Annotated in this window: 16 protein-coding genes; 7 read left to right on the top strand and 9 right to left on the bottom strand. The window is 67.6% G+C overall.

The window, feature by feature from the left end; all coding sequences use genetic code 11:
- Positions 1–9: 9 nt before the first annotated feature.
- From RUR_RS16535 to RUR_RS16525, 3 genes are all read right to left on the bottom strand, one after another.
- Positions 10–2,259 (bottom strand): WD40 repeat domain-containing protein, encoded by a 2,250-nt coding sequence (locus RUR_RS16535; protein WP_283135955.1) that lies wholly within the window; start codon positions 2,257–2,259, stop codon positions 10–12.
- Between the two features lie 264 nt (positions 2,260–2,523).
- Positions 2,524–3,729 carry an RNA polymerase sigma factor gene (locus tag RUR_RS16530; RefSeq protein ID WP_283135954.1) on the bottom strand — a complete coding sequence of 402 codons (1,206 nt, stop codon included), beginning with the start codon at positions 3,727–3,729 and terminating at the stop codon, positions 2,524–2,526.
- 3 nt (positions 3,730–3,732) lie between these two features.
- Positions 3,733–4,095, bottom strand: a complete 363-nt coding sequence (locus tag RUR_RS16525; RefSeq protein WP_283135953.1) for a YciI family protein — start codon at positions 4,093–4,095, stop codon at positions 3,733–3,735.
- A gap of 530 nt (positions 4,096–4,625) precedes the next feature.
- Between RUR_RS16525 and RUR_RS16520 the strand changes: the two genes are divergently transcribed.
- Positions 4,626–4,988, top strand: a complete 363-nt coding sequence (locus RUR_RS16520; protein ID WP_283135952.1) for a nuclear transport factor 2 family protein — start codon at positions 4,626–4,628, stop codon at positions 4,986–4,988.
- Positions 4,989–5,334: 346 nt separating this feature from the next.
- Here RUR_RS16520 and RUR_RS16515 read toward each other — a convergent pair whose 3' ends face one another.
- Complete coding sequence (locus tag RUR_RS16515; protein ID WP_283135951.1) at positions 5,335–6,222, bottom strand: phosphotransferase; 888 nt, start codon at positions 6,220–6,222, stop codon at positions 5,335–5,337.
- A gap of 274 nt (positions 6,223–6,496) precedes the next feature.
- On the bottom strand, positions 6,497–7,444 hold the full coding sequence (locus RUR_RS16510; RefSeq protein ID WP_283135950.1) for a helix-turn-helix transcriptional regulator: 948 nt from the start codon (positions 7,442–7,444) through the stop codon (positions 6,497–6,499).
- A 115-nt stretch (positions 7,445–7,559) separates the two neighbouring features.
- On the opposite strand from RUR_RS16510, the gene RUR_RS16505 reads away from it, so the two are divergent.
- The 3 genes from RUR_RS16505 (at position 7,560) to RUR_RS36940 (ending at position 9,666) form a co-directional block, all read left to right on the top strand.
- Positions 7,560–8,510 (top strand): alpha/beta fold hydrolase, encoded by a 951-nt coding sequence (locus RUR_RS16505; protein WP_283135949.1) that lies wholly within the window; start codon positions 7,560–7,562, stop codon positions 8,508–8,510.
- 404 nt (positions 8,511–8,914) lie between these two features.
- Positions 8,915–9,277: a hypothetical protein gene (locus RUR_RS16500; RefSeq protein WP_283135948.1), complete on the top strand. Its 363-nt coding sequence runs from the start codon at positions 8,915–8,917 to the stop codon at positions 9,275–9,277.
- On the top strand, positions 9,277–9,666 hold the full coding sequence (locus RUR_RS36940) for an NADAR domain-containing protein (RefSeq protein WP_487250718.1): 390 nt from the start codon (positions 9,277–9,279) through the stop codon (positions 9,664–9,666). Before RUR_RS16500 ends, RUR_RS36940 begins: the two co-directional genes overlap by 1 nt.
- A gap of 166 nt (positions 9,667–9,832) precedes the next feature.
- On the opposite strand, the gene RUR_RS16495 is transcribed toward RUR_RS36940, so the two are convergent.
- Positions 9,833–13,834 (bottom strand): phospholipase A2, encoded by a 4,002-nt coding sequence (locus RUR_RS16495; RefSeq protein ID WP_283135947.1) that lies wholly within the window; start codon positions 13,832–13,834, stop codon positions 9,833–9,835.
- A gap of 1,159 nt (positions 13,835–14,993) precedes the next feature.
- Here RUR_RS16495 and RUR_RS16490 point away from each other — a divergent pair.
- Entirely contained in the window at positions 14,994–15,725 is a 732-nt protein-coding gene (locus RUR_RS16490) for a dienelactone hydrolase family protein (protein ID WP_283135946.1), read from the top strand.
- Between the two features lie 102 nt (positions 15,726–15,827).
- On the opposite strand, the gene RUR_RS16485 is transcribed toward RUR_RS16490, so the two are convergent.
- Both RUR_RS16485 and RUR_RS16480 read right to left on the bottom strand, forming a co-directional pair.
- Complete coding sequence (locus RUR_RS16485; protein ID WP_283135945.1) at positions 15,828–16,400, bottom strand: recombinase family protein; 573 nt, start codon at positions 16,398–16,400, stop codon at positions 15,828–15,830.
- Positions 16,401–16,725: 325 nt separating this feature from the next.
- Positions 16,726–16,893 carry a GNAT family N-acetyltransferase gene (locus tag RUR_RS16480; RefSeq protein ID WP_283135944.1) on the bottom strand — a complete coding sequence of 56 codons (168 nt, stop codon included), beginning with the start codon at positions 16,891–16,893 and terminating at the stop codon, positions 16,726–16,728.
- Between the two features lie 401 nt (positions 16,894–17,294).
- Here RUR_RS16480 and RUR_RS16475 point away from each other — a divergent pair, with 401 nt between their 5' ends.
- Entirely contained in the window at positions 17,295–18,212 is a 918-nt protein-coding gene (locus RUR_RS16475) for a sulfotransferase domain-containing protein (protein WP_283135943.1), read from the top strand.
- A 293-nt stretch (positions 18,213–18,505) separates the two neighbouring features.
- Here RUR_RS16475 and RUR_RS16470 read toward each other — a convergent pair whose 3' ends face one another.
- Complete coding sequence (locus tag RUR_RS16470; RefSeq protein ID WP_283135942.1) at positions 18,506–19,228, bottom strand: GNAT family N-acetyltransferase; 723 nt, start codon at positions 19,226–19,228, stop codon at positions 18,506–18,508.
- Here RUR_RS16470 and RUR_RS16465 point away from each other — a divergent pair.
- Entirely contained in the window at positions 19,205–19,426 is a 222-nt protein-coding gene (locus tag RUR_RS16465; RefSeq protein ID WP_283135941.1) for a hypothetical protein, read from the top strand. The two genes, RUR_RS16470 and RUR_RS16465, sit on opposite strands and share 24 nt — an antisense overlap.
- Positions 19,427–19,438: the final 12 nt, after the last annotated feature.

Here is a 19,438-nt window from a genome sequence, read left to right as displayed (position 1 = left end):
GGAACGGGGTCAGCGAGAGGCCAGGACGGCCAGCTCCGCGCCGAATCCGACTGCCAGGCGCCCGTCCGGCGTCACTGCGACCGCTCTCACCGTTGCGGGGAACACGATCTCCTCACCGATCTGTTCGCCCGTCAACGCGTCCCACACACGCACCGTGGCGTCCCAGCTCCCGGTGACGGCGACCGGGCGGCCGTGCACGGTGCCCAACGCCACCGTGCACACCACGTCGGTGTGGCCGCGTAACGGTTCGCCGATCTGCCGGCCGGTGGCCAGGTCCATTATCCGTGCTGTCCCGACGTCGCCGCCGAGGACCACGATCGGGTGGCCTTCCAGCACCGCCATGGCCACCGCCCGCACCGGGTAGTTGTCCATCAGGGACTCACCAATCTGCTGCCCATTGGTGGTGTCCCACACCCGTACTGTTTGATCGTCGCCGCTCGTGACGGCGATTGGCCGGCCGTCCACCGTTCCCGCCGCCACCGCGATCACCTTGTCGGTGTATTTGCGGCGGCGACCGGTGGGGAACCTGCCGATCGGCTTGCGCGTGGCCAGGTCCCACACCTGCTTGGGCCTGCCGCTGCGGTGTCCGCCGCCGGTGACGGCCACCAAGCGGCCGTCCACCGGACCCATGCTCCGCGCGATCGTTTGTCCGTCCGGGTCGGTCAGTGGTTCACCGATCTGCTCACCCGTGGCCAGGTCCCACACCCGGAGTGCGTCGTAGCCGCCGGTGACGGCGACCAAGCGGCCGTCCACCACCCCCGCCAACACGCTGTGCACCTCGCCGGCGTGGCCGGTGATAGGGGCGCCGATCTGCTCACCCGTTGCGAGATCCCACGCGCGGGCCGTGCTGTCGGTGCTTCCGGTGACGGCCACGGACCGCCCGTCGAGCATCCCCGTCGCCACCGCGAGAACGTCGCCGCTGTGCCCGGCCGAGGACGGTTCGAAGGTCCGCCGACGCTCCTTGAGGTTCCACACACGTACGCTGTGGTCGGTGCGGCCGGTGTTGTACACATCACCGGCGGTGACGACGAAGGGAGCGCCGTTCACATCCGCCACCGCCACGGCGCCCACCTGGTCGGTGTGGCCGGTCAGCGGCTCGACGATCTGCTCACCCGTGGCCAGATCCCACAGCCGGGCTGTGGCGTCTCCGCCACCGGTGACGGCGACCGGCCTGCCGTCCACCACGGCCGTCGCCACAGCCGACACCTTGTGGGAGTGGCCGGTCAGCGGGTCGCCGACCGGTTTGCCCGTGGTCAGGTCCCACACCCGCGCCGTCTTGTCGTAGCCACCGGTGACGGCGACCGGCCTGCCGTTCACCACGGCCGTCGCCACAGCCAGCACCCGATCGGTGTGGCCGGTCAGCGGGTCGCCGACCTGCTGACCGGTGGCCAGGTCCCACACCCGGACCGTGGCATCGTGGTCGCCGTTGGTGACGGCGACAGGGCGGCCCTTCACCACTGCCGTCGCCACCCCCGCCACCCAGTGTCCGTGCCCGGCGAAGGGCTCGCCGATCTGCCGTCCGGTGCCGAGGTCCCATACCCGCGCCGTCCTGTCGCTTCCGCCTGTGACGGCGACGGGACGGCCGTCCACCACGGCCGTCGACACGGCGAGGACCCACCCGTCGTGGCCGGTCAGGGGCTCACCGATCGGCTCAAGGCCGGCTAGGTCCCACACCCGCGCGGTTCCGTCCTGGCTTCCGGTGAGTACGACGGGGCGCGCGTTCATCACGCCCGTCCCCACCGCACACACCAAGTCGGTGTGGCCAGCGAGTGGCGCGCCGATCTGCTCGCCGGTCATCAGGTCCCACACCCGAAGTGCTCTGCCGTTGTCGCCGCCGCTCCACGACGGGCCCACAGCCACGGCACGGCCTTCCACCACGGCGGTCGCCACACACCGCACCTTCCAGTCGGGCAGGGCGTACCGCAACCGGGAATCGATCTGGCCGGCCGTGACCCATTCAAACCCCCACCGTGCGAGACTCCCCCCGTCCACGGGTACGGCGATGATCCGGGCGGCCAGCTCCCGGTCCCTGTACCGGGCGGCGTCCAGCGCCAGCAGTTGCCGGCGCACGGCGGGCGGGGCGTCCCGGTGCAGATGTGCCGAGGCCCGATACACCGCCGCCACCAAGCGAGCCTGAGCGTCCGGCGCCGAATCCAGCAGTGCCCGCACACGCTCGAAATCCCCATGCACCAGCAACGCCGCATCCGTCCACCAGCCACTCTGCCCGGCCGAACCGCCGTCACGCACACCCTTAGACATGATCAGCATCGTAGGCGTCGCCACCTTCCACACCCCGATTCAAGGAGCCATACCTCCGAACATGGCGCCAGGCGCCTGCGATCGTTCTCACCACCCCACGCTGCCTTGCCGGATACGTCCACACGGTCTGCGCAGCGGGCTGTGGGGATGCTGGACGACCGTCCGATGTCAGTGCGGGTCTCTACAGTGCGGGCATGCGGGAACCGATGGGCGCACCCCCCGCGACGCTTGGCCGTTCACGAGCGAGCCGGGGGTGCGTTCGGTTTAGTGTGCAGGTTGCCGCTGGAGGAAGTCGCGTTCGGGGCCGGCAGGGGCCAGAGCGGCGGCCCGACGGTAGGCGGCGCTCGCCTCGCCCCGCCGGTCCAGGCGGCGCAGCAAGTCGGCGCGGGCGGCATGGAAGGGGTAGTACTGGTCCAGCTCGGCCCCCAGCGGGTCGATGAGTGCCAGGCCGACGATGGGGCCGCGTACCTCGGCGATCGCGATGGCGCGGTTGAGCGCCACCACCGGGGTGGGAACCAGACCGTACAGGTGGTCGTAGAGGGTGGCGATCTGGCTCCAGTCGGTGTCGGCGGCGGTCGGGGCGTCGGCGTGGACTGCGTTGATGGCGGCTTGCAGTTGGTAGGGGCCGGGGCGGTCGCGGGCCAGGCAGCGGCGCACGATGGCGTGGCCCTCCGCGATCAGGCCGCGGTCCCAGCGGCCGCGATCCTGCTCGCTCAGCAGGACCAGGCCGCCGTCCGGCCGGGTGCGGGCGGCCCGGCGGGACTCGATGAGCAGCAGCAGGGCCAGCAGGCCGGCCACCTCGCCTTCGTCGGGCATGAGTGTGGCCAGCACGCGGGCCAGCCGGATCGCCTCACCGCACAGGTCCCGCCGGCCCTGGTCGGACTGGCCGGTGGTGTAGATGAGGTAGAGCACGGCCAGCACCGGTGGCAGCCGATCGGGCAGCTCGTGATCGGCGGGGATCCGGTACGGGATGCGAGCAGCCTTGATCTTGCGTTTGGCTCGGACCAGGCGTTGGGCCATGGCCGGTTCGGTCACCAGGAAACAGCGGGCCACCTGCTCGGTGGACAGCCCCCCGAGCAGCCGCAAGGTGAGCGCGACCTGCGTCTCGGCCGCCAGGGCGGGATGGCAGCAGGTGAAGATCAGCCTGAGCCGGTCGTCGGGCACGGCCCCTCCTCGCGGGGGTGGGTCGTCGTCGCGGGTCAGGAGCGCCGCCTCGCTCAGCAGGTGCCGTTCACGCGTCTGGCGGCGTAGGCGGTCGATCGCGCGGTTGCGGGCGGTGGTGGTGATCCAGCCGCCCGGGTTGGGCGGCAGACCCTCGGCCGACCACTTGTCCAGCGCCAGCGCGTACGCCTCCTGCAGCGCGTCCTCGGCGACGTCGATGTCGCCGAGCACGCCGATCAGAGCGGCCAGCGACCGGCCGTACTCCTCGCGGAAGATCCGGCCGATCGCGTCCTGACCGACGGGGTGCAACGCTCAGCCCCCGGACGTGGCGGCGAACGGACGCACTTCGATCGGCGTGTCGATGGCTGCGGTGACCTGGGCGGCCAGGGCGAGCACGGCGTCCAGATCGTCGGCCCGGACAATGTAGAAGCCGGCGAGGTGGTCCTTGGACTCGGTGAACGGGCCATCGGTGGTGACGATCCGCCCGCCTCCGGCGCGTACGACGGTGGCGGTGTCGGCGTCGTGCAGGCGGCCGGAGAACACCCACATCCCGGACGACTTCATCTCCTGCTCGACGGCCTCCAGCCGCTCGTGAGAGCGTCGCATGGCCTGTTCGGTCATCGGCTCGCGTACCTGGCCCTCGACACTGTGCACGGACAGCATGTAGTGCGGCACGGTGGTGCTCCTCTCCCAAGGGGCGGATCCTTCCCGCCCGGTCACCTGACTACGAACGGGTTCCGCCCGGATCGACACCTGCGCACAAGAAAACCGTTCAACTAAGAGATAAGTCTTGGGTTCCTTGAGGTCCCTGTGGCCTGACGAGTCCCTGGACCTGCGCCTTCTGCTTGGGGTTCCTGGAGTTTCCGAAGCTGACGAGACTTCAGAGATTCTGAGGATCTATCGTTGAGGTGCGAATCCTCAACCTGGGCGACGAAACTGGTCATCACCGACACTGCTCCGCCGGACGCGCTCGAAGCCGCTCTCCGCTGACCCTCTCAGAGGGTGTCCTCAATCCTCGACCGTCGCGAATCGCAGAAGACGCGAACTCGCGACGGTCTGATTTTCCGGGCCGCCGCGCACCACTTCAACGGCCTGTCGGGAAGCCTTCCAAACCCGACACCCACTCACCGGCGATCGGACTGCGAAGATCAGCCGAGCGTGAACGTCCTGGCGCGGATACGGCGCCGGCTGGGAGGGTGGACCTCATGATGGAGAACTTGCGGGACGCCGAGCGCCGGCTCCAGGCCGCGCAGCTCGCCGGAGATGTCGAGGCGCTGGATCGGCTGCTGGACGATCGGCTGATCTTTACCTTCGGTGCGAACGTTGCGACCAAGGCGGACGACCTGGAGCTGCACCGCACTCGGGCGCAGGTGGTGACGAGGGTGGCCGAGGAGGAGTTGACCGTGCTCGCCGATGGGCGCACCGGGGTGACGTGGTTTCTCGGCACCGTCGAAGGGACCGTCTCCGGTGCGCCGTTCGCGGCCAGGATGCGCTACACCCGTACTTGGCTGTACGGCGAGACGCACGGCTGGCGAATCATCGCCGTGCACGCCAGCACGACCGATTGACATAGCCGACACATTGTCCGACGACCGGCCGGCCGGATGGTCGCAGGGGAGGTTCGACCGCCCCCGCGGGGCGGGCCGACGCTGGAAGCCAGGCTGTCCCGGCTCTTGGTATCCCAGCTCCGGCCCATGCACGAAAGGATCAAAGCCAGAGGGATCAGAGACACCCTCTTGGCGACGTTCAATGCGCTGGACCCACGCTAGTTGGCACCGCCTGGCCAAGATTCTTGGCATCTGTGACGAATTCCCACGTTTGCTGACACCGGCGCCATGGTTCAGCGTGATGGCGAGGCCGGCGCGCATGGGGTTTGCAACGGCGACTGTCTCGTCACTTCGTTTCTTGCCGCCTTCAAGTGACCTTCGGCGATTTCTCCAGACCATCCAGTCGCCTGGTGACCGTGTCGAGTGTCGGCCAAGGAGGACCCTCGCGCAGCGAGCGCAGGAGTTCCTCTCCGAATCGCCTCCCGTTCGGAAACCGGTCGCCGAGTTCCCAACGCCAGGCTGCGACCATCGCGAGGACGAGCTGCCGGCACTCGTCCAGCAGTCCTTGGTCAACGTTCGGATAGTGCTCGCAGACCGCCTCGGCGACATGGGCGAGATCGAACTCGACGGGTCCACGGCAGCACGTCTCAAGGTCGATGAACAACGGGCCGTCCTTCGTGCCGAGCACATTGCCCGGATGCGGCTCGCCGTGGAGCAGCTGCTCCACGGCGCCGCGGTCCTCGATCGCCCGTCGCAGGCTTCCCAGTCTGCCGCTGAGGAACGCGCGGTCCGCGTCGGCGAGCTCCGGCGAGAGATTCGGGTTGGCAACGACGTCTTCCGCCTCCGCGATGCGATCCGTGAACCGCGGGCTCGGCACGTCGACCTTGCACATGCCGGCGTGCAGCCGCTCCAGCGCCTTGGCGTAGTCGACCGGTGGGGTGTGAGGTGTCACGGGTTCGTAGTAGGTCCACAGCGTCACCGTGAAGCCATCGCGCGTGTACACGAGTGGGTCCACCCGAGGTTCCAGGAGGTTCGTCGGGCATCCGACCTGGGCGAGCCGTTGAGCGAGCTCGACTTCAAACCGTGCCGCCTCATGCTCCACAGGGGCGACCCGGGCAAGGACGTCGCACGGCGTCAGCCGCAGCGCCAGCCTGTTCGAGTTGTGGAGAACGACTGCGTCGTTGGCCGGCAGGTCGAGCGATGCGGCGACCGAAGTCGCAGCCGCGATCGCGCGCGTGATGTCGGCCGTCTCCACCCTCGAATCTTGGCATAGCTGAGCGAGGGCGGTGCCAGCCGGCGTGGTCAGGTGCCGACTATTGCGGCTCGGCACAACGGACACGTGACCGTCGTACCGTCGATACGAGAACCGATGGTCACGGAGCGCTACATGTCCGCTCGCCGTAGCCATAACGCATCGCGACGATTTTGAGGGTGCACCGGCTGATCGAAAACAGGCTCCACTTCGTCCGGGACACCGTTTTCCGCGAGGACGCCTCCAAGATCCACAATTCGACACGATGGGGACGGTCTCAGCCGTATCGCTCGACGAGCGCGTTGCCGATCGAGGCCAGGTGGTGCCGCACGCCCGGAGGGCCGGTCACCTCGAGCCATTCGACCAGCCAGGCAAGCTCGCCGGCGAGCATGTACTCGTTGTGGCCGCGGATCACGACCTCGATGCGGCCGTCGGCCGTGGAACCTCCCACCTCGAGCCGATCGCCCAGCGCCATCCGGAGCAGGCCTATCCCGTGGGGCGCGCACACCGCCTGGATCTCGAGAGGCGTTCGCTTGCGGTCGACCTCGTCGGCGATCTCGCGCCAGCTCTCGGCAAGGTCGAAGTCCTCGGGGCGTTGGACGGGATCGCCGGTCGGGTCGGCGGACGACACGCGGTCGATCCGGAAGGTCCGCCGGCCGGCCTCGGTGTTGGAGACGAGGTACCACGACGGACCTTTGGCGACGATGCCCAGCGGGTGGACGGTTCTCTCGGTTTCGGCGCCTTTGCGGTCGACGTAGCCGAGCCGCACCTGGACGCCGCGGATCACCGCGTCCTGGAGTTCGTCGAGGAAGCGAGGCGGTCGGTGCTCGACCCGACTCGACCCCCATCGTTGCGGGTCCACGACCAGCGACGACGCCGCTGCCTCGGCCTGCACTCGGAAGGGCTCCGGCAGGGCATGGACGAGCTTGCGCAGTGCTGCTTTCACGGCCGGCGTCGCAGCCGAAGCCTGGCCGGCGACCAGGAACAGGGCGCGGGCCTCACTCGCGGTCAACCCGGACAGGTCGGTACGGGCGCCGCCCACGAGGCGCCAGCCGCCGCCTCGGCCCTGCATGGAGTACACGGGCACCCCGGCCATGGCCAGGGCGTCGAGGTCGCGGCGGGCGGTGCGCTCGGAGATCTTCAGCTCTTGGGCGACCTCTGCCGCCGTCACCTGCTCGCGCCGTTGCAGCAAGAGGAGGATGGCCACCAGCCGGTCGGTTCGCATGCCGACAACACTTTCACGAGAAACCGGTCATGAGGTGACCGGTTTAGGTGGCAAGATGACGACATGACCTCACCGACGAGGCCTGATCACCCCGAGAAGACAGAGAGGGAATGCAATGACAGTGTTTAATCCAGCCGATTTCCCCAAGCCCACCCTTATTTCAGTCAACGGTGTGGAACTTGAAGTCTTTGAAGCAGGCCGACAAAATTCAGGAAAACCCATCGTACTCTGTCATGGCTGGCCGGAGCATGCCTTTTCTTGGCGCCATCAGGTGCCCGCCCTTGCCGCAGCGGGCTACCATGTCATCGTCCCGAACCAGCGGGGTTATGGCAACTCATCCCGTCCGACCGAAGTAACAGACTATGACCTTGAACACCTGTCGGGTGATCTCATCGCACTTCTCGATCACTACGGATACGAAGATGCCACCTTTGTCGGTCATGATTGGGGTGCCTTTGTCGTTTGGGGGCTGACCCTATTGCATCCGAGCCGTGTAAATAAGGTGATCAACCTCAGCGTTCCCTACTTCGAGCGCGGAGAAAAGCCCTGGGTCGAGTTCATGGAAGAGATGCTTGGCGGCGACTTCTATATCGTCCACTTCAATCGACAGCCAGGCGTCGCGGACGCCGTGTTCGAAGAGAACACACTCCAGCTCCTTCGCAACACATATCGGAAGAACGAGCCCCCCAAAGAGCCTCAGCCAGGTATGGCGTTGATCAATATCGCCAGAGCGGAAACACCACTCGGCGAGCCCGTAATGAGCGACAGCGAACTTGCTGTTTTCGTCTCCGCCTTCGAATCATCAGGGTTCACGAGCAGCATAAACTGGTACAGAAATCTCGACCGAAACTGGCACCTCTTGGCGGACGTGGACCCGATCATCCAACAGCCTGCACTCATGATCTACGGCGATCGGGATGTGGTCGTGAGGTCTGAAAATCTGACAGAGTTCGTGCCCAATGTGGAAGTGGTCAATCTGGATTGTGGTCATTGGATTCAGCAAGAAAAGCCGGAAGAAGCAAACCAGGCGATTCTAAAGTGGCTGGAACAGCAGGATGCCGTCTAGTGTCCCGTGATCCGGTTCGTGTCACCTGAAGCTCTTCGAGTCGCTGGGCAGTGTGTGAATCCCTCTTCGATCGAGGCCCGAGCAGCAGCCGCCACCGCCCGATCAACCACTGCCGCCGGCCGTACGGCAAGCCGAGGGCAGACTCACGGGGGAACAGCGGCACAGCGAGGCAGCGGCGGAGCCGCCACTCCCCCGGTGCCCCACCGGAGCATCTGGCAGCGGTACGGACAACCCGAACGGGCCGGAGAGAGAACCCTCCGGCCCGTTCTTCGCATGTACAAGCTAAGAACGTGGCTCCGATGGCTCCGGAATCGGATTGACCGGCGGGACCGGTAACACCACATGGGTGGTCGCGTGACCCGGCATCGATCAGCCCAAAGACCGCCGCCGCGTCCCCGAACACGATGCCGGACGGATCGTGCGAGCCCTTCAGCTCCCCGGTGAGGAACTCCAAGCCGACGTCGCTCGCTTTCAGTTACGCCCGCCTCATCGCCGCCCAGGCGAACCTGGACATCGGCAAGTCCTGGGGCAGCGGCCAGATCGCCTCCGCCGGCGGGCTGCGCTTCGTGGTGTCCGTGCAGAACCGACTCGACGGGCACCAGCGGCCGACCTCGGAGCACCACTTCCAGGCCCAGAAGTTCGTCGGCACCCGCCATGCGGATCTCATCCGCCGGGCCCGCACGCCGCTGCGTGCCGCCGAGCCGGGCCGGGCCGCGACCCCTCCAGACCGCTGCGGCGGGACTGGGAGCGTGTCAAAGACGACGTGATGCGACGTGCCGTGGCAACCAAGTTCCAGGCGCATGCGGACATCCGCGGCATCCTGGTGTCCACCGCCGACGAGGAGATCGTCGAGGACACCGGCACCGACCACCACTGGGGCCGCGGCAGGGCCCGGGACCGGCAGGAACATGCTCGGCCGGATCCTGATGCGCACCCGCAACCGGCTCCGCGCCGAAGGTCACGGTCGCCTCGGGTAGCGACCGGCGGCGACGGGGATCCGGGACGGGCGGCGGGGCGGTCGGGCTGCAGCGGCCCCGGAGAGTCCGCCCCGGCGGATGCCCTTCTCGCTGAGGATAAGGCTGGGCCGGGCGACGTCCTCACCCTCAATCGGGATGCCCTGGGCACACAAATGATCGACGATTGCGGACAGGTATGAGCTGTTCCACAGCGCGACGACGTTGACGACCGGGCCGAGGGCGGCGAGCCGGTCTTCAGGCCCTTCACGGTGGGCGGCCCACAAGGGCGGGGGCGACCGAGTGGGTTCATTACGTGGTCTTCCGCGGGGGAGCCGGTCCCGGCGTGCTGCCGGGACCGGCGTTCACTCACAGCTCGGGGTCGAAGTTCCCGTCCTCGTTCCATTGCCGGACGGTCTTGAAGTAGACGTGGGCCAGCGCGTGGCACCTGGCGTTGGCGAAGAAGATCTGCGCGTCGCAGGCGACCATCAGATCCCTGAGGAACATTACGTCCAGGCGCACCTTCCGGCTGTAGTCGAAGCGGCGCATCTCCTTGTAGTTGCGGTAACCAAAGTCGTGCCGGGCGCACGGTTCACGCCAGTCGACCCGCTGCCAGGGAGCGAAGCTGAGGATCGGCTGGTCGACGCTCTTCGAGCAGTAGTCGGTGGACATGTTCCAGTCGTAACCCCTGTCGTAGTAGTTATCGTGACTGAGCTTCTTCCACCGTGCCCAGCCCGCAGCGGAGTTCTCCGTGAGCAGGGCCAGCATCACTGGTTTGGACGGCTTCAGGGTCACGGTCTCCGTGGGGGTGGGTGGGCTTTCGCCGCTCATATTGGCAGCGGTGACCCTGACCTCATAGCTGCCGTGGGGCAGGTACCTCAGCGTCACCTCGGTACCGATGATGGGGAACCGGGCCTTGGCCCAGGATCCGCCTCCTGAAGGCCGGTAGTACAGCCAGTACACGACGCCTGGAGTCGGGCTGCTCTCCCAGGCAATCCGGCTCGAGCCAGGTCCGGGCTCGTCCCGATAGATCCTGCTGGACGGCTCGGGCTTGGGGTAATCCGGCGCTGCAGAGACCGGGGCGCTCGGGGGGCTGTCGCCGTCGCGGTTGACCGCGACCACCCGGAAGTCGTAGGAGTACCCACGCCACAATGGCCAGCCGACGTTCGCCTGGCGGTTGATGGCCGGCCACGGGAACCGGTACCAGGTGCCGGTGCCGGTCGACTTGAACTCCACCCAGTAGAAATCGTCAGCGGCGGTCTCCGTCCAGAGCAACTGCACGCCGTTGCCGGTGCTGCCCACCCTGAGACCGGTGGGTGCGGGTGGCGGCGAGCCGCCGAGCGCTGAGCGGACCGTGTTCGACGGGCTGGAGGCACCGGTCTGGTTCTCGGCCACGACACGGAACTCGTATTGGAAGCCCGGCCACAGTGGCTTACCCACCTTGTAGGTGGAACTGAGTGTCGGATAGGTCAGGTTGTACCACTCGGAGCGGCCGACGGACCGGAACTGGACCCAGTAATAGACAGGCTCCGAAGGGCTCCGATCCCAGCTCAGATTGACATAGTGCGGAGTACGTTCGATCACGCGCAGGTTCGTGGGGGGCTGCGGGAGCGCCGCCGTCGTCGTAGCCTTCGCCACCTTTGCGGACTTGGCGGCCGCCGGATCGGGCAGGGAAACCTTGCCGAGTGCCGCGCTGCCGAGGACGGTGACGCGTACCGGGTCGGACGGCGGGCCGTCGCCGCCGGAGTTGTTGGCTGTGATCTGGAAGTCGTAGATGTGGCCGCCGGTGAACGGGCCGATGTGCGCGCTGTTCGTGGTGGCCGGGAACTCCAGCCGCGTGTAGGCGGTCTGGCCGGCGGTGACGTCCCGGTAGGACACCCAGTAGAACGCGCCGTTGATGGCGGTCCAGGTGAGTTTGACGGTGCCGTCGGGTTGGGGCTGGGCGCTGACGCCGGTGACCTTGCCCGGGGCGGGTGGTTTGGGGGTCACGCTGACGACGGCGCCGGCCGGGCCCTCGCCGGCGTCGTTGACGCTGGTCACCTTGTATTGGTAGGTGTGACCGTTGGTCAGTCCGCGCAGGTCGGCTGAGGGTTGTCCGGCGGGGTAGGCCAGTTTGGTGAAGGTGGTCTCGCCTGCGGTGACGTCGCGCTGGTAGACCCAGTACATGCTGGCTCCAACGGCCGCGGTCCAGGTCAGCCGTACCGTGCCATCGCCGGGCACGGCGCTCAGCCCGGTGGGGGCGAGGGGCGGAGTGACGCGTGAGACGGCACTGACGACCGCGCCGGCTGGCCCCTCGCCGCCGTCGCCCACCGCGGTCACCTTGAACTCGTAGGTGCTGCCGTTGAGTAGATCGCCGATAACAGCGCTGGTGTCCGTCGTGGGCAGGTGGTAGCGGGAGAACTGGGCGTGGCCGAAGGTGACGTCGCGGCGGTAGACCCAGTATGTCCTTGCCTTTGCCACAGCCGTCCACGACAGTTTGACCGAGCCATCGGCCTGTGCAGTAGCCGTGAGCCCGGTCGGCGCGCCGGGCAGGGCGATTTTGGCGGTGGCTCTGGCCACGTTGCTCGCCGGGCCTTCACCACCGTCGTTGCCCGCGGTGACCTTGAACTCGTAGGTGTTTCCGCTCAGCAACTGGGTGAGCGTGGTAGTGGTGCCGTGGACCGGCAGGTCGATCTTGGTGAAGTCGGTGGCGCCCGCGGACACGTCGCGCAGCCGTACCCAGTAGCGGGCCGCGCCCGTGACTGCGCCCCAGGTGAGTTTCACCGAGCCGTCGTTTTGCGCGTCGGCGGTTAGGTTACCCGGCGCGCCCGGCGGGGTGAACACGACCGTCGCTCGGACCAGGTTCGACGGCGAACTCTCGCCGATCTCGTTGACCGCGGTGACCTTGAACTCGTAGATGTGCGTGGCGATGAGATCCTTCACCGTCGCGGACCGGATGAACGGGTCATCCAGCGCGCTTTCGGTGAACATCGTCTCGCCCGCGCTCACGTCCCGCTGGTAGAGGCGGTAGGTGACACCGGGGTCGGAGGCGTTCCAGGTCAGCGTCACATCACCGGCCACGCCCGGCTGCGCGGCCAGTCCGGCGGGGGCGGGCGGCACGGTCTTGCGGGTCTCGGTGGTGACGGTGTTCGACACCGGTCCCTCATGTCCGGAGGCGCTGATGGCCCGCACCTGGTACGCGTAGGTGTGGCCGTCGCGCAGGAACGGGTCACCGTAGCGGGTCTCCGTGGCAGGGTTGCCGGTCCTGGTGAAGTGCGTCTGCCCGAGCGTCAGGTTCTTCCGGTACACCCAGTAGTTGAGCCCGGTGCCCGGCGGCGCCGTCCAGGTGAGGTGCGCGACGCCGTCACCGGCCATCCGCACGCTTACATTCGTCGGCGTGCCCGGCAGTTTCGACGGATCGGGTACGGCCGGCGGCCACGACACCTCGACGAAGCGCGGCCGGTAGACCCGGGCGTCCGCGAACAGGTCGTCGGGTTGCCAGGCGTTGACGTCGTAGGTCAGCAGCAACTTGCCCGGGTCGGACAGATGCGGGTGATGGCGGGCAACATAGATGAACTGCCGCCGGTTGCTGACCTCCGGCTCAGGCGCCTCATGCAGGTACCTCGGCCCGGTGAACGGCCCGGTCGGCGAACTGGCCGCATACGCCACGATCCAACTGCTGAACACATCGTTGTTCTCCTGCGTGACCATCACGTACTGGTTGCCGATCTTGCTGACCGACATGCCCTCGCCGACCCCGCTGAGCAGCCGCGCGGAGTCACTCTCCTTGGCGGACCAGCCGCTGCCGGTCCAGAACTCCCACGGACCGCCGAGATCACCGGCGCCGGCCCTGGCCAAGTGGACGAACTTGGCGCCACCGGCGTACTCACTGCCGTAGATGTAGGTGTGAGCGCCGTCTTCCATCAGCGCCGAACCCCAGGACATGGAGGCGCTGACGGGCAAGGACCGGACCGAGGTCACCCGCAGGTCGGGCAGGCTGAAAGTGGCCAGCACGGTGCCCTCGCGCCTGAAACCGAGCGGAGGACCCTCACCGGTGTTGAGGTAGCGGCCGTAGATGACCTTGAGCGTGCCGCCCTCGACCGTGCCGTCACCCACCCAGAAGAAGTCATCAGGCGACTGGTCGGTGTCGACCAGCGACGCCGGCGCGGCGGCGGTGCCCCCGTGCAGCGTCGGCCCGAGGGTCGACCCGTTCTGGACGACCAGTGAGTTCCGCACGAACGGCGCATCCCTGGGACGCGAGAAGTCGGCGTTGACGCTGCCGAGAAAGGTGTCGGAGAAGATCCACGCGGTACGGCCGTCGGGCAGCGGCACCGAGACGGTGGCATCGCCGCCGGTCCAATGGCCACCGGCGTTGCCGTACGTGCCCCACATGTCCGCCAGATCGATAGGCGGCGTCAGAACGGCGGAACTCGAAGTCGAGGTAGCGGAGGCGGTGATGGGGGGCGCTAGAAGCAGCCCCACCATGACGAGCAGCGACAATGCTGCAGTGAGTAGCCGGGATAACACACGGCTCCTACGGGATCTGATGATCACGAAGAGATGTTAGATCATTCGATCAACAATTGGCATGGCCATGATCGACGGCCGATCCCACGCCCGTCAGGGCTTTGACCAGGGAGTAGACCCAGAAGTCGCCGAAGGCGAGCCCCCGCGTATGGCGATGCTGACCGGCAGGCCACCGAGGCGGCCCGGCACCGAACCCGCCCGTCCCGCAATGGCTTGACATCTATTGGTGCATCACAGCGGCCACTTCGTGATTCCTTCGATCAAATCGATGTTCAGACTTAACCACCGCATTCAGATATTTGGGCAAGATCGAATGGCAGCAGAATCCTGACCATCGCTCAAAATCAGCCCCGTTCTCCCCAGAACTCGCCTCTCAAGATTCCTCATCCCAGGTCATGGACCTTCGGCGAGGAAGACTTGCCGACGCGGAACACCAACGGCCTTGGGGAACATCGGTACAGCGGTTGTCGGCAAAAACGATCATGGTCCGGCTGTAGCCGCTGGGAGGGCGTTGACGCGGCTCTCGTACTCGCGGCGGGCCTCGCGCTGCGCCGGGGCCGCAGGGGTACCCTGGGCGCTGCCGTCGAGGGGCCGGCAGTGTGCGAGGAGCTGGCGATGTATCGCGGGCGGGGCGCTGATGGACACCCGCCTCGACCTTGCGGCAGCCTGACCCGTGGTCGCTGTGGTGCGCTTCTCTCGGGGGTGACGAACAGCGGAACGAAGAGTCACGCCAAGGATCTCGTCCACGGATAGGAAGTCCGCAGTTCCGGTGCTCATTGACCGCACAGGCCCGAGGCCCGTGACTACACGGTCTGAGTGACTCCGTGGCGTCCGGCCACGGAGCCTCCGCAAAACCCGTTGGCGGACCACGGCGACCACTGCTACTTTTCCGGAGTCCGTGCCAAAGAACGAGGAGGTGGTACCCGTGAACGCAGTATCGACATGGGTGCTCCCCTCAGGGGTCACGGTCGGGCGATAGGTCGTCCGGGAGCGCCGTTCACGAGCACTCCCGAAAGGCACGACCATGCAATTCACCTCCGAGCAGCGCCTCGACGACGGCGTCCTCGAACGCGAATTCACCCTCGGCGAGATCCCCGGCATCCTGTGGACACCCGGATCCGCATCCGCACCGGTGCCGCTGATCCTGCTCGGCCACCCCGGCGGACTGCACCAGATGTACCCCCGACTGGTGGCCCGGGCCCGGCACTCTGCGGCGGACGGCTTCGCCGCGGCCACCATCGAGCTCCCCGGGGGCGGTGACCGGCCCCGGTCCGCCGCCGCCGAGGAGGCCCGCGCCGACCTGCACCGGGCGCTGGAGGCCGGCGAGCCGGTCGACGAGGAGATCGTCGACCGGCTCGTCCTCCCGCTGGTCGAAAAGGCTGTCCCGGAATGGCAGGCCACCCTGGACGCCCTCCTTTCACTGCCCGGGATCGACGGCCCGGTCGGGTACTCGGGGGGAGTGATCTCCGTCGGCATCCGGCTGGCGGTGGTCGAGCCGCGCATCTCGGCCGCCGTTCTGTTCGCCGGGAGTTTCGTGCCCCGCACCATGTTCGAGGAGGCCCGCCAGGTCACCATTCCGCTGCACGTCCTGCTCCAGTGGGACGACGAAGGGAACGACCGGCAGCAGGCCCTGGACCTGTTCGACGCCTTCGGCTCCACGGAGAAGACGCTGCACGCCAACATGGGCGGGCACACCGGCGTCCCGCAGTTCGCGGGGGACGCCGCGGCCCGGTTCTTCACCCGGCATCTGAGCTAGCCGCCGGCCGACCCCGCCGTCAGGCGTCCTGCTCCCGAAGCTGACCTCAGCCCCAAAGTAGCGTTGGGTAGTTGAATGGCTCGCCGAGGTGGCGGTGGGTGTCTACGGGTGCTGTTCCGCTTGGGCGGCGGTCAGGGTCTTGTGGACGACGCCGACGGAGACCTTGACGCCGGCGGCGATGGTGCGGATGGATTCGCCGCGCTGGCGGCGGGCGAGGATGGCGGCGCGTTTGTCGTCGTCGACCACGGGGCGGCGGCCGCCGACGCGGCCTCGGCGGCGGGCGGCTTCGAGGCCGTCTTTGGTCTTGCGGACGATGTCGCGGCGGCGGTCTTCGGCTAGGGCGAGGGCCAGGTCGAGGATGAGGGAGCGTTCGGTGTGCTCGCCGGCCGCGATGCCCTCCAGCACCTTGACGCCGATGCCGCGCTCGAACAGGTCGCTCAGTACGATCAGCCCTTCCAGGAGGTTGCGGCCGAGCCGGTCGACTTCCTGGACGGCGAGCAGGTCGCCGTCGCGGATGTGCGACAGCGCGGCCAGCAGCGCGGGCCGGTCGTCGGTCTTGAGCTTGCCGCTGATCTTCTCCTCGAAGACTTTCAGGCAGATGGGGTCGAGGGCGTCGTGCTGCCGCCTGGTCTTCTGCTTGTCGGTGCTGACCCGGACGAGGCCGATGAGCGCCACGGCGGCCCGCCTTTCGTTCATCAAACGTCGGGCGTCGGATAGATGAACTGTACTGGTGAATGAACGCCAAAATGAACACTGGAACCGGACACGGCGGCATCTCTGGCAGGCACCCGGCCGTTCGTCAAACGGTCGCTAGACGAACGCCGGGGCTCCCGCCTCCAGCCCGAGCCGAGAACGCGACAGGCCGCCTCCACCATCTGCATTTCACGCTGTGGCGTGAGGGCGCGGCCGCCACCGGGCTCTGTGCCCTCCCGGATGGGCGACGGGCAGTTCACACACCCACGGATCGTCGGTTGAGGGGATGGGTGGTTGCTGTTACGGATCAGGGGGTGATGGCGTACTCGGTGAACTGGCCGCAGGCGGTGAAGCCGAGGCGGCGGTAGACGGGTTCGCCGTCGGCGGATGCCTGTAGCACCGCGGTCTCATAACCCGCGTCGCGGGCGGTGTGCAGGGTGGCCAGGGTGGTTTTGCTTGCAACTACCGACCGCACTTGTTCGTGAGTGGCGACCGCACCCCGAGCTTCAGCGAAGTTGATGTTTGCCAGTTCTGACCGCACCCTGACGGCAGGCGGCAATGGACCGCTGACCTGGGCTCACGACGGCCAGCCGGATCTGTCCGGGAGCGGCCATACCGAGTTGCCCGGTGGCGGCAACGCGATTACCTAGCGTGATTGGCGTCCAAGGTAGACGCGCGTAGCCGCCGTTCGGCGCTCATCCTCTGGCCTTCATGATGCCCTCGCGGAGTGTTCGAGATCGGACATTATGGGCGGGTGCTGCGCTACGTACTGTTGCGCGACGCCCTTCGGAACCTCAGTCTTGAGCCCTCGGCAGGATGTCGTGCGGTGAATCATCTGGGCCTCACGGGATCGGATCCGCTGCAAGGATGACGGCCGTGCGCCGCTACGAGACGAGCATGTACGACAGCAACCGCTGGGACGGCTTCGAGCTCCGCCCCGGCGACATCATCATCAGCACCCCGCCAAAGTGCGGGACGACGTGGACGCAGATGATCTGCGCCCTGCTCATACTGCAGGAACCGGAGCTCCCGCTCCCGTTGGACACGCTCTCGCCGTGGATCGACATGGTGACTCGCGCCCGCACAGACGTGTTCGCGGACCTGGAAGCCCAGACGCACCGCCGGTTCATCAAGACCCACACGCCGCTCGACGGGATACCCAACGATCCGACGGTCACGTACATCTGCGTCGGGCGGGACCCGCGCGACGTGGGGCTGTCGATCGACCGCCATATCGACAACACCGACATCGGCGCGTTCCTCAGCCAACGCAAACGGGCGGCCGCGATCGACGGTATCGAGCTCGGACCATTGCGGCCACCGCGGCCGCGCCCCGACGGCGAGCGGGACCGCTTCTGGCAGTGGGTCGACGACGAGACGCCATCGACGCAGGTCGGGTCGTCGCTGCGGCGCACTGTAGAGCACCTGCAGACGTTCCGGGACGCCGCCGACGATCTCGACGTCGTGTACTTGCACTACGACGACCTAAGGGCCGACCTGGAGGGGCAGATGCGGCAGATGGCCGCGCGCCTCGGCATCGACGTCGACGAGCACCGATGGCCCCGCCTGGTCCAGGCGGCGACGTTCGAGTCGATGCGCAGCAGGGCCGACACGACCGTCCCCGCCGGCGGTCCGGAGCACTGGATCGATCCCGTCGCGTTCTTCAGCCGCGGCACGAGCGGCCAGTGGCGCGACCTCCTCGACGACGCCGACCTCGCCCGGTACGCCGCGCGCGTGCGGGCGCTCGCGTCCGACGATCTCGTCGAGTGGATGCATCGCGAGCCGATCGACTGAGATCCCCGTCCGGCGGTATACCCGCACTATCCAAAGCTGATCGTCAGCGCCGCCCGCCGCCCATAACTGCCGATCCGCGCTCGGGACCAACATCAGGGGTCTGCGCCTCAACCGACGCCGGATTCGGCGATCGGGGCAGGGTGGCAGCGCGTCGGCTAGCGAATCTGGTCACACGCTGTGATGGTCATAGCGCCTTCTTCCTTGCCGCCAGCGGCCAGATCCGGATGGCCGCCGACACTGCGCCGCCGCCCCGCCCCTCCTCGGTGCGAATGACCTCGGGCCGGTGAGTGCGGTCAGCTCTCACGAACAACGGACCCGACTCCAGGCCCAAGATCGCGGTCGAAACTGGCGAGCAAACGCGGTTCGTTGTCGCGAACATAATCAGCCGGGGTGATGGCGCCGCCATAGCCGCGGCGGCGGGCGGCGGCGAGAGTGGCGATGTTGTAGATCCCGGCGACGCCTGCGTACAGGAAGACCTCGGCCGAGCAGACGGGACGCTCCTCGACGTAGCCGACCAGGTACCGGGCGGGGCAGTCGGCGGCGAGCGCCCATGGGGCGGTGTCGGCGAAGAATCGGCGCACGGTGGCGGCGGGCGGGGTCCAGTTCGCAGCCAGGACCGTGGCGTAGTCGGCGAGCTGGGCGGGGGTGGTTGCCAGGCGGATGTCCAGGCCGTCGGCGTGCGCCTCGGGGAGGGGCGCGCGTAGGTCCTTCCACATGCCCGTCTCGGTCTCCGAGGCTTCGAGCCCGGCGGCCTTGAGGTGCTCGGCAAGGTCGGCCGGTGCGGAGGCGGGGCCCACCCACCAGGAGAAGGGGCGGCCGGTGGCAGCCAGGGTGCGGGCGGTTTCCGCGATGCGGGCCTGGACGGTGGCCGGGGTGAAGCGGGCCGCCGCGACGATGTTGAAGGTGTCGTCGCCCAGGCCGCTGTCGGCGATCAGCAGGTCGCCGGTCTCGGTGACGGACGCGCTTTCCAGGTTCCGGTGCAGGTGGCAGGCGTGCTCGGCAAGATTCTGCTCCATCGCGAGCATAAGGCCAGATTCATTGATCGACGGATTCGTATCCACGAGCGACGAACCGTCGTCACCCCCGCCGGGCTACCGCAAAATCCGGTCCGATCCTCCTCGCGGGCCAACATCCGCCGCATCTACGGCCCCGAGAAGGAGGCCCTCGGCGCCCTGGCCATCGAGATCGAGCTGGTCGACCAGCCCACTGGCTGATCCTGGCCAAGA

Source organism: Rhizohabitans arisaemae, assembly GCF_025996515.1.
Lineage (GTDB): Bacteria > Actinomycetota > Actinomycetes > Streptosporangiales > Streptosporangiaceae > Rhizohabitans > Rhizohabitans arisaemae.
Note: the sequence above shows the minus strand (reverse complement) of the source record. Positions and strands in the feature narration are given on the sequence as shown.

Bases quoted from the DNA above. Each gene is read 5' to 3' on its own strand.
- RUR_RS16535 (WP_283135955.1), bottom strand. From the start codon at position 2,259: ATGTCTAAGGGTGTGCGTGACGGCGGTTCGGCCGGGCAGAGTGGCTGG.
- RUR_RS16520 (WP_283135952.1), top strand. From the start codon at position 4,626: ATGATGGAGAACTTGCGGGACGCCGAGCGCCGGCTCCAGGCCGCGCAG.
- RUR_RS16510 (WP_283135950.1), bottom strand. From the start codon at position 7,444: ATGCGAACCGACCGGCTGGTGGCCATCCTCCTCTTGCTGCAACGGCGC.
- RUR_RS16505 (WP_283135949.1), top strand. From the start codon at position 7,560: ATGACAGTGTTTAATCCAGCCGATTTCCCCAAGCCCACCCTTATTTCA.
- RUR_RS16500 (WP_283135948.1), top strand. From the start codon at position 8,915: ATGCCGGACGGATCGTGCGAGCCCTTCAGCTCCCCGGTGAGGAACTCC.
- RUR_RS36940 (WP_487250718.1), top strand. From the start codon at position 9,277: ATGCGACGTGCCGTGGCAACCAAGTTCCAGGCGCATGCGGACATCCGC.
- RUR_RS16495 (WP_283135947.1), bottom strand. From the start codon at position 13,834: ATGTGGGGCACGTACGGCAACGCCGGTGGCCATTGGACCGGCGGCGAT.
- RUR_RS16490 (WP_283135946.1), top strand. From the start codon at position 14,994: ATGCAATTCACCTCCGAGCAGCGCCTCGACGACGGCGTCCTCGAACGC.
- RUR_RS16470 (WP_283135942.1), bottom strand. From the start codon at position 19,228: ATGGAGCAGAATCTTGCCGAGCACGCCTGCCACCTGCACCGGAACCTG.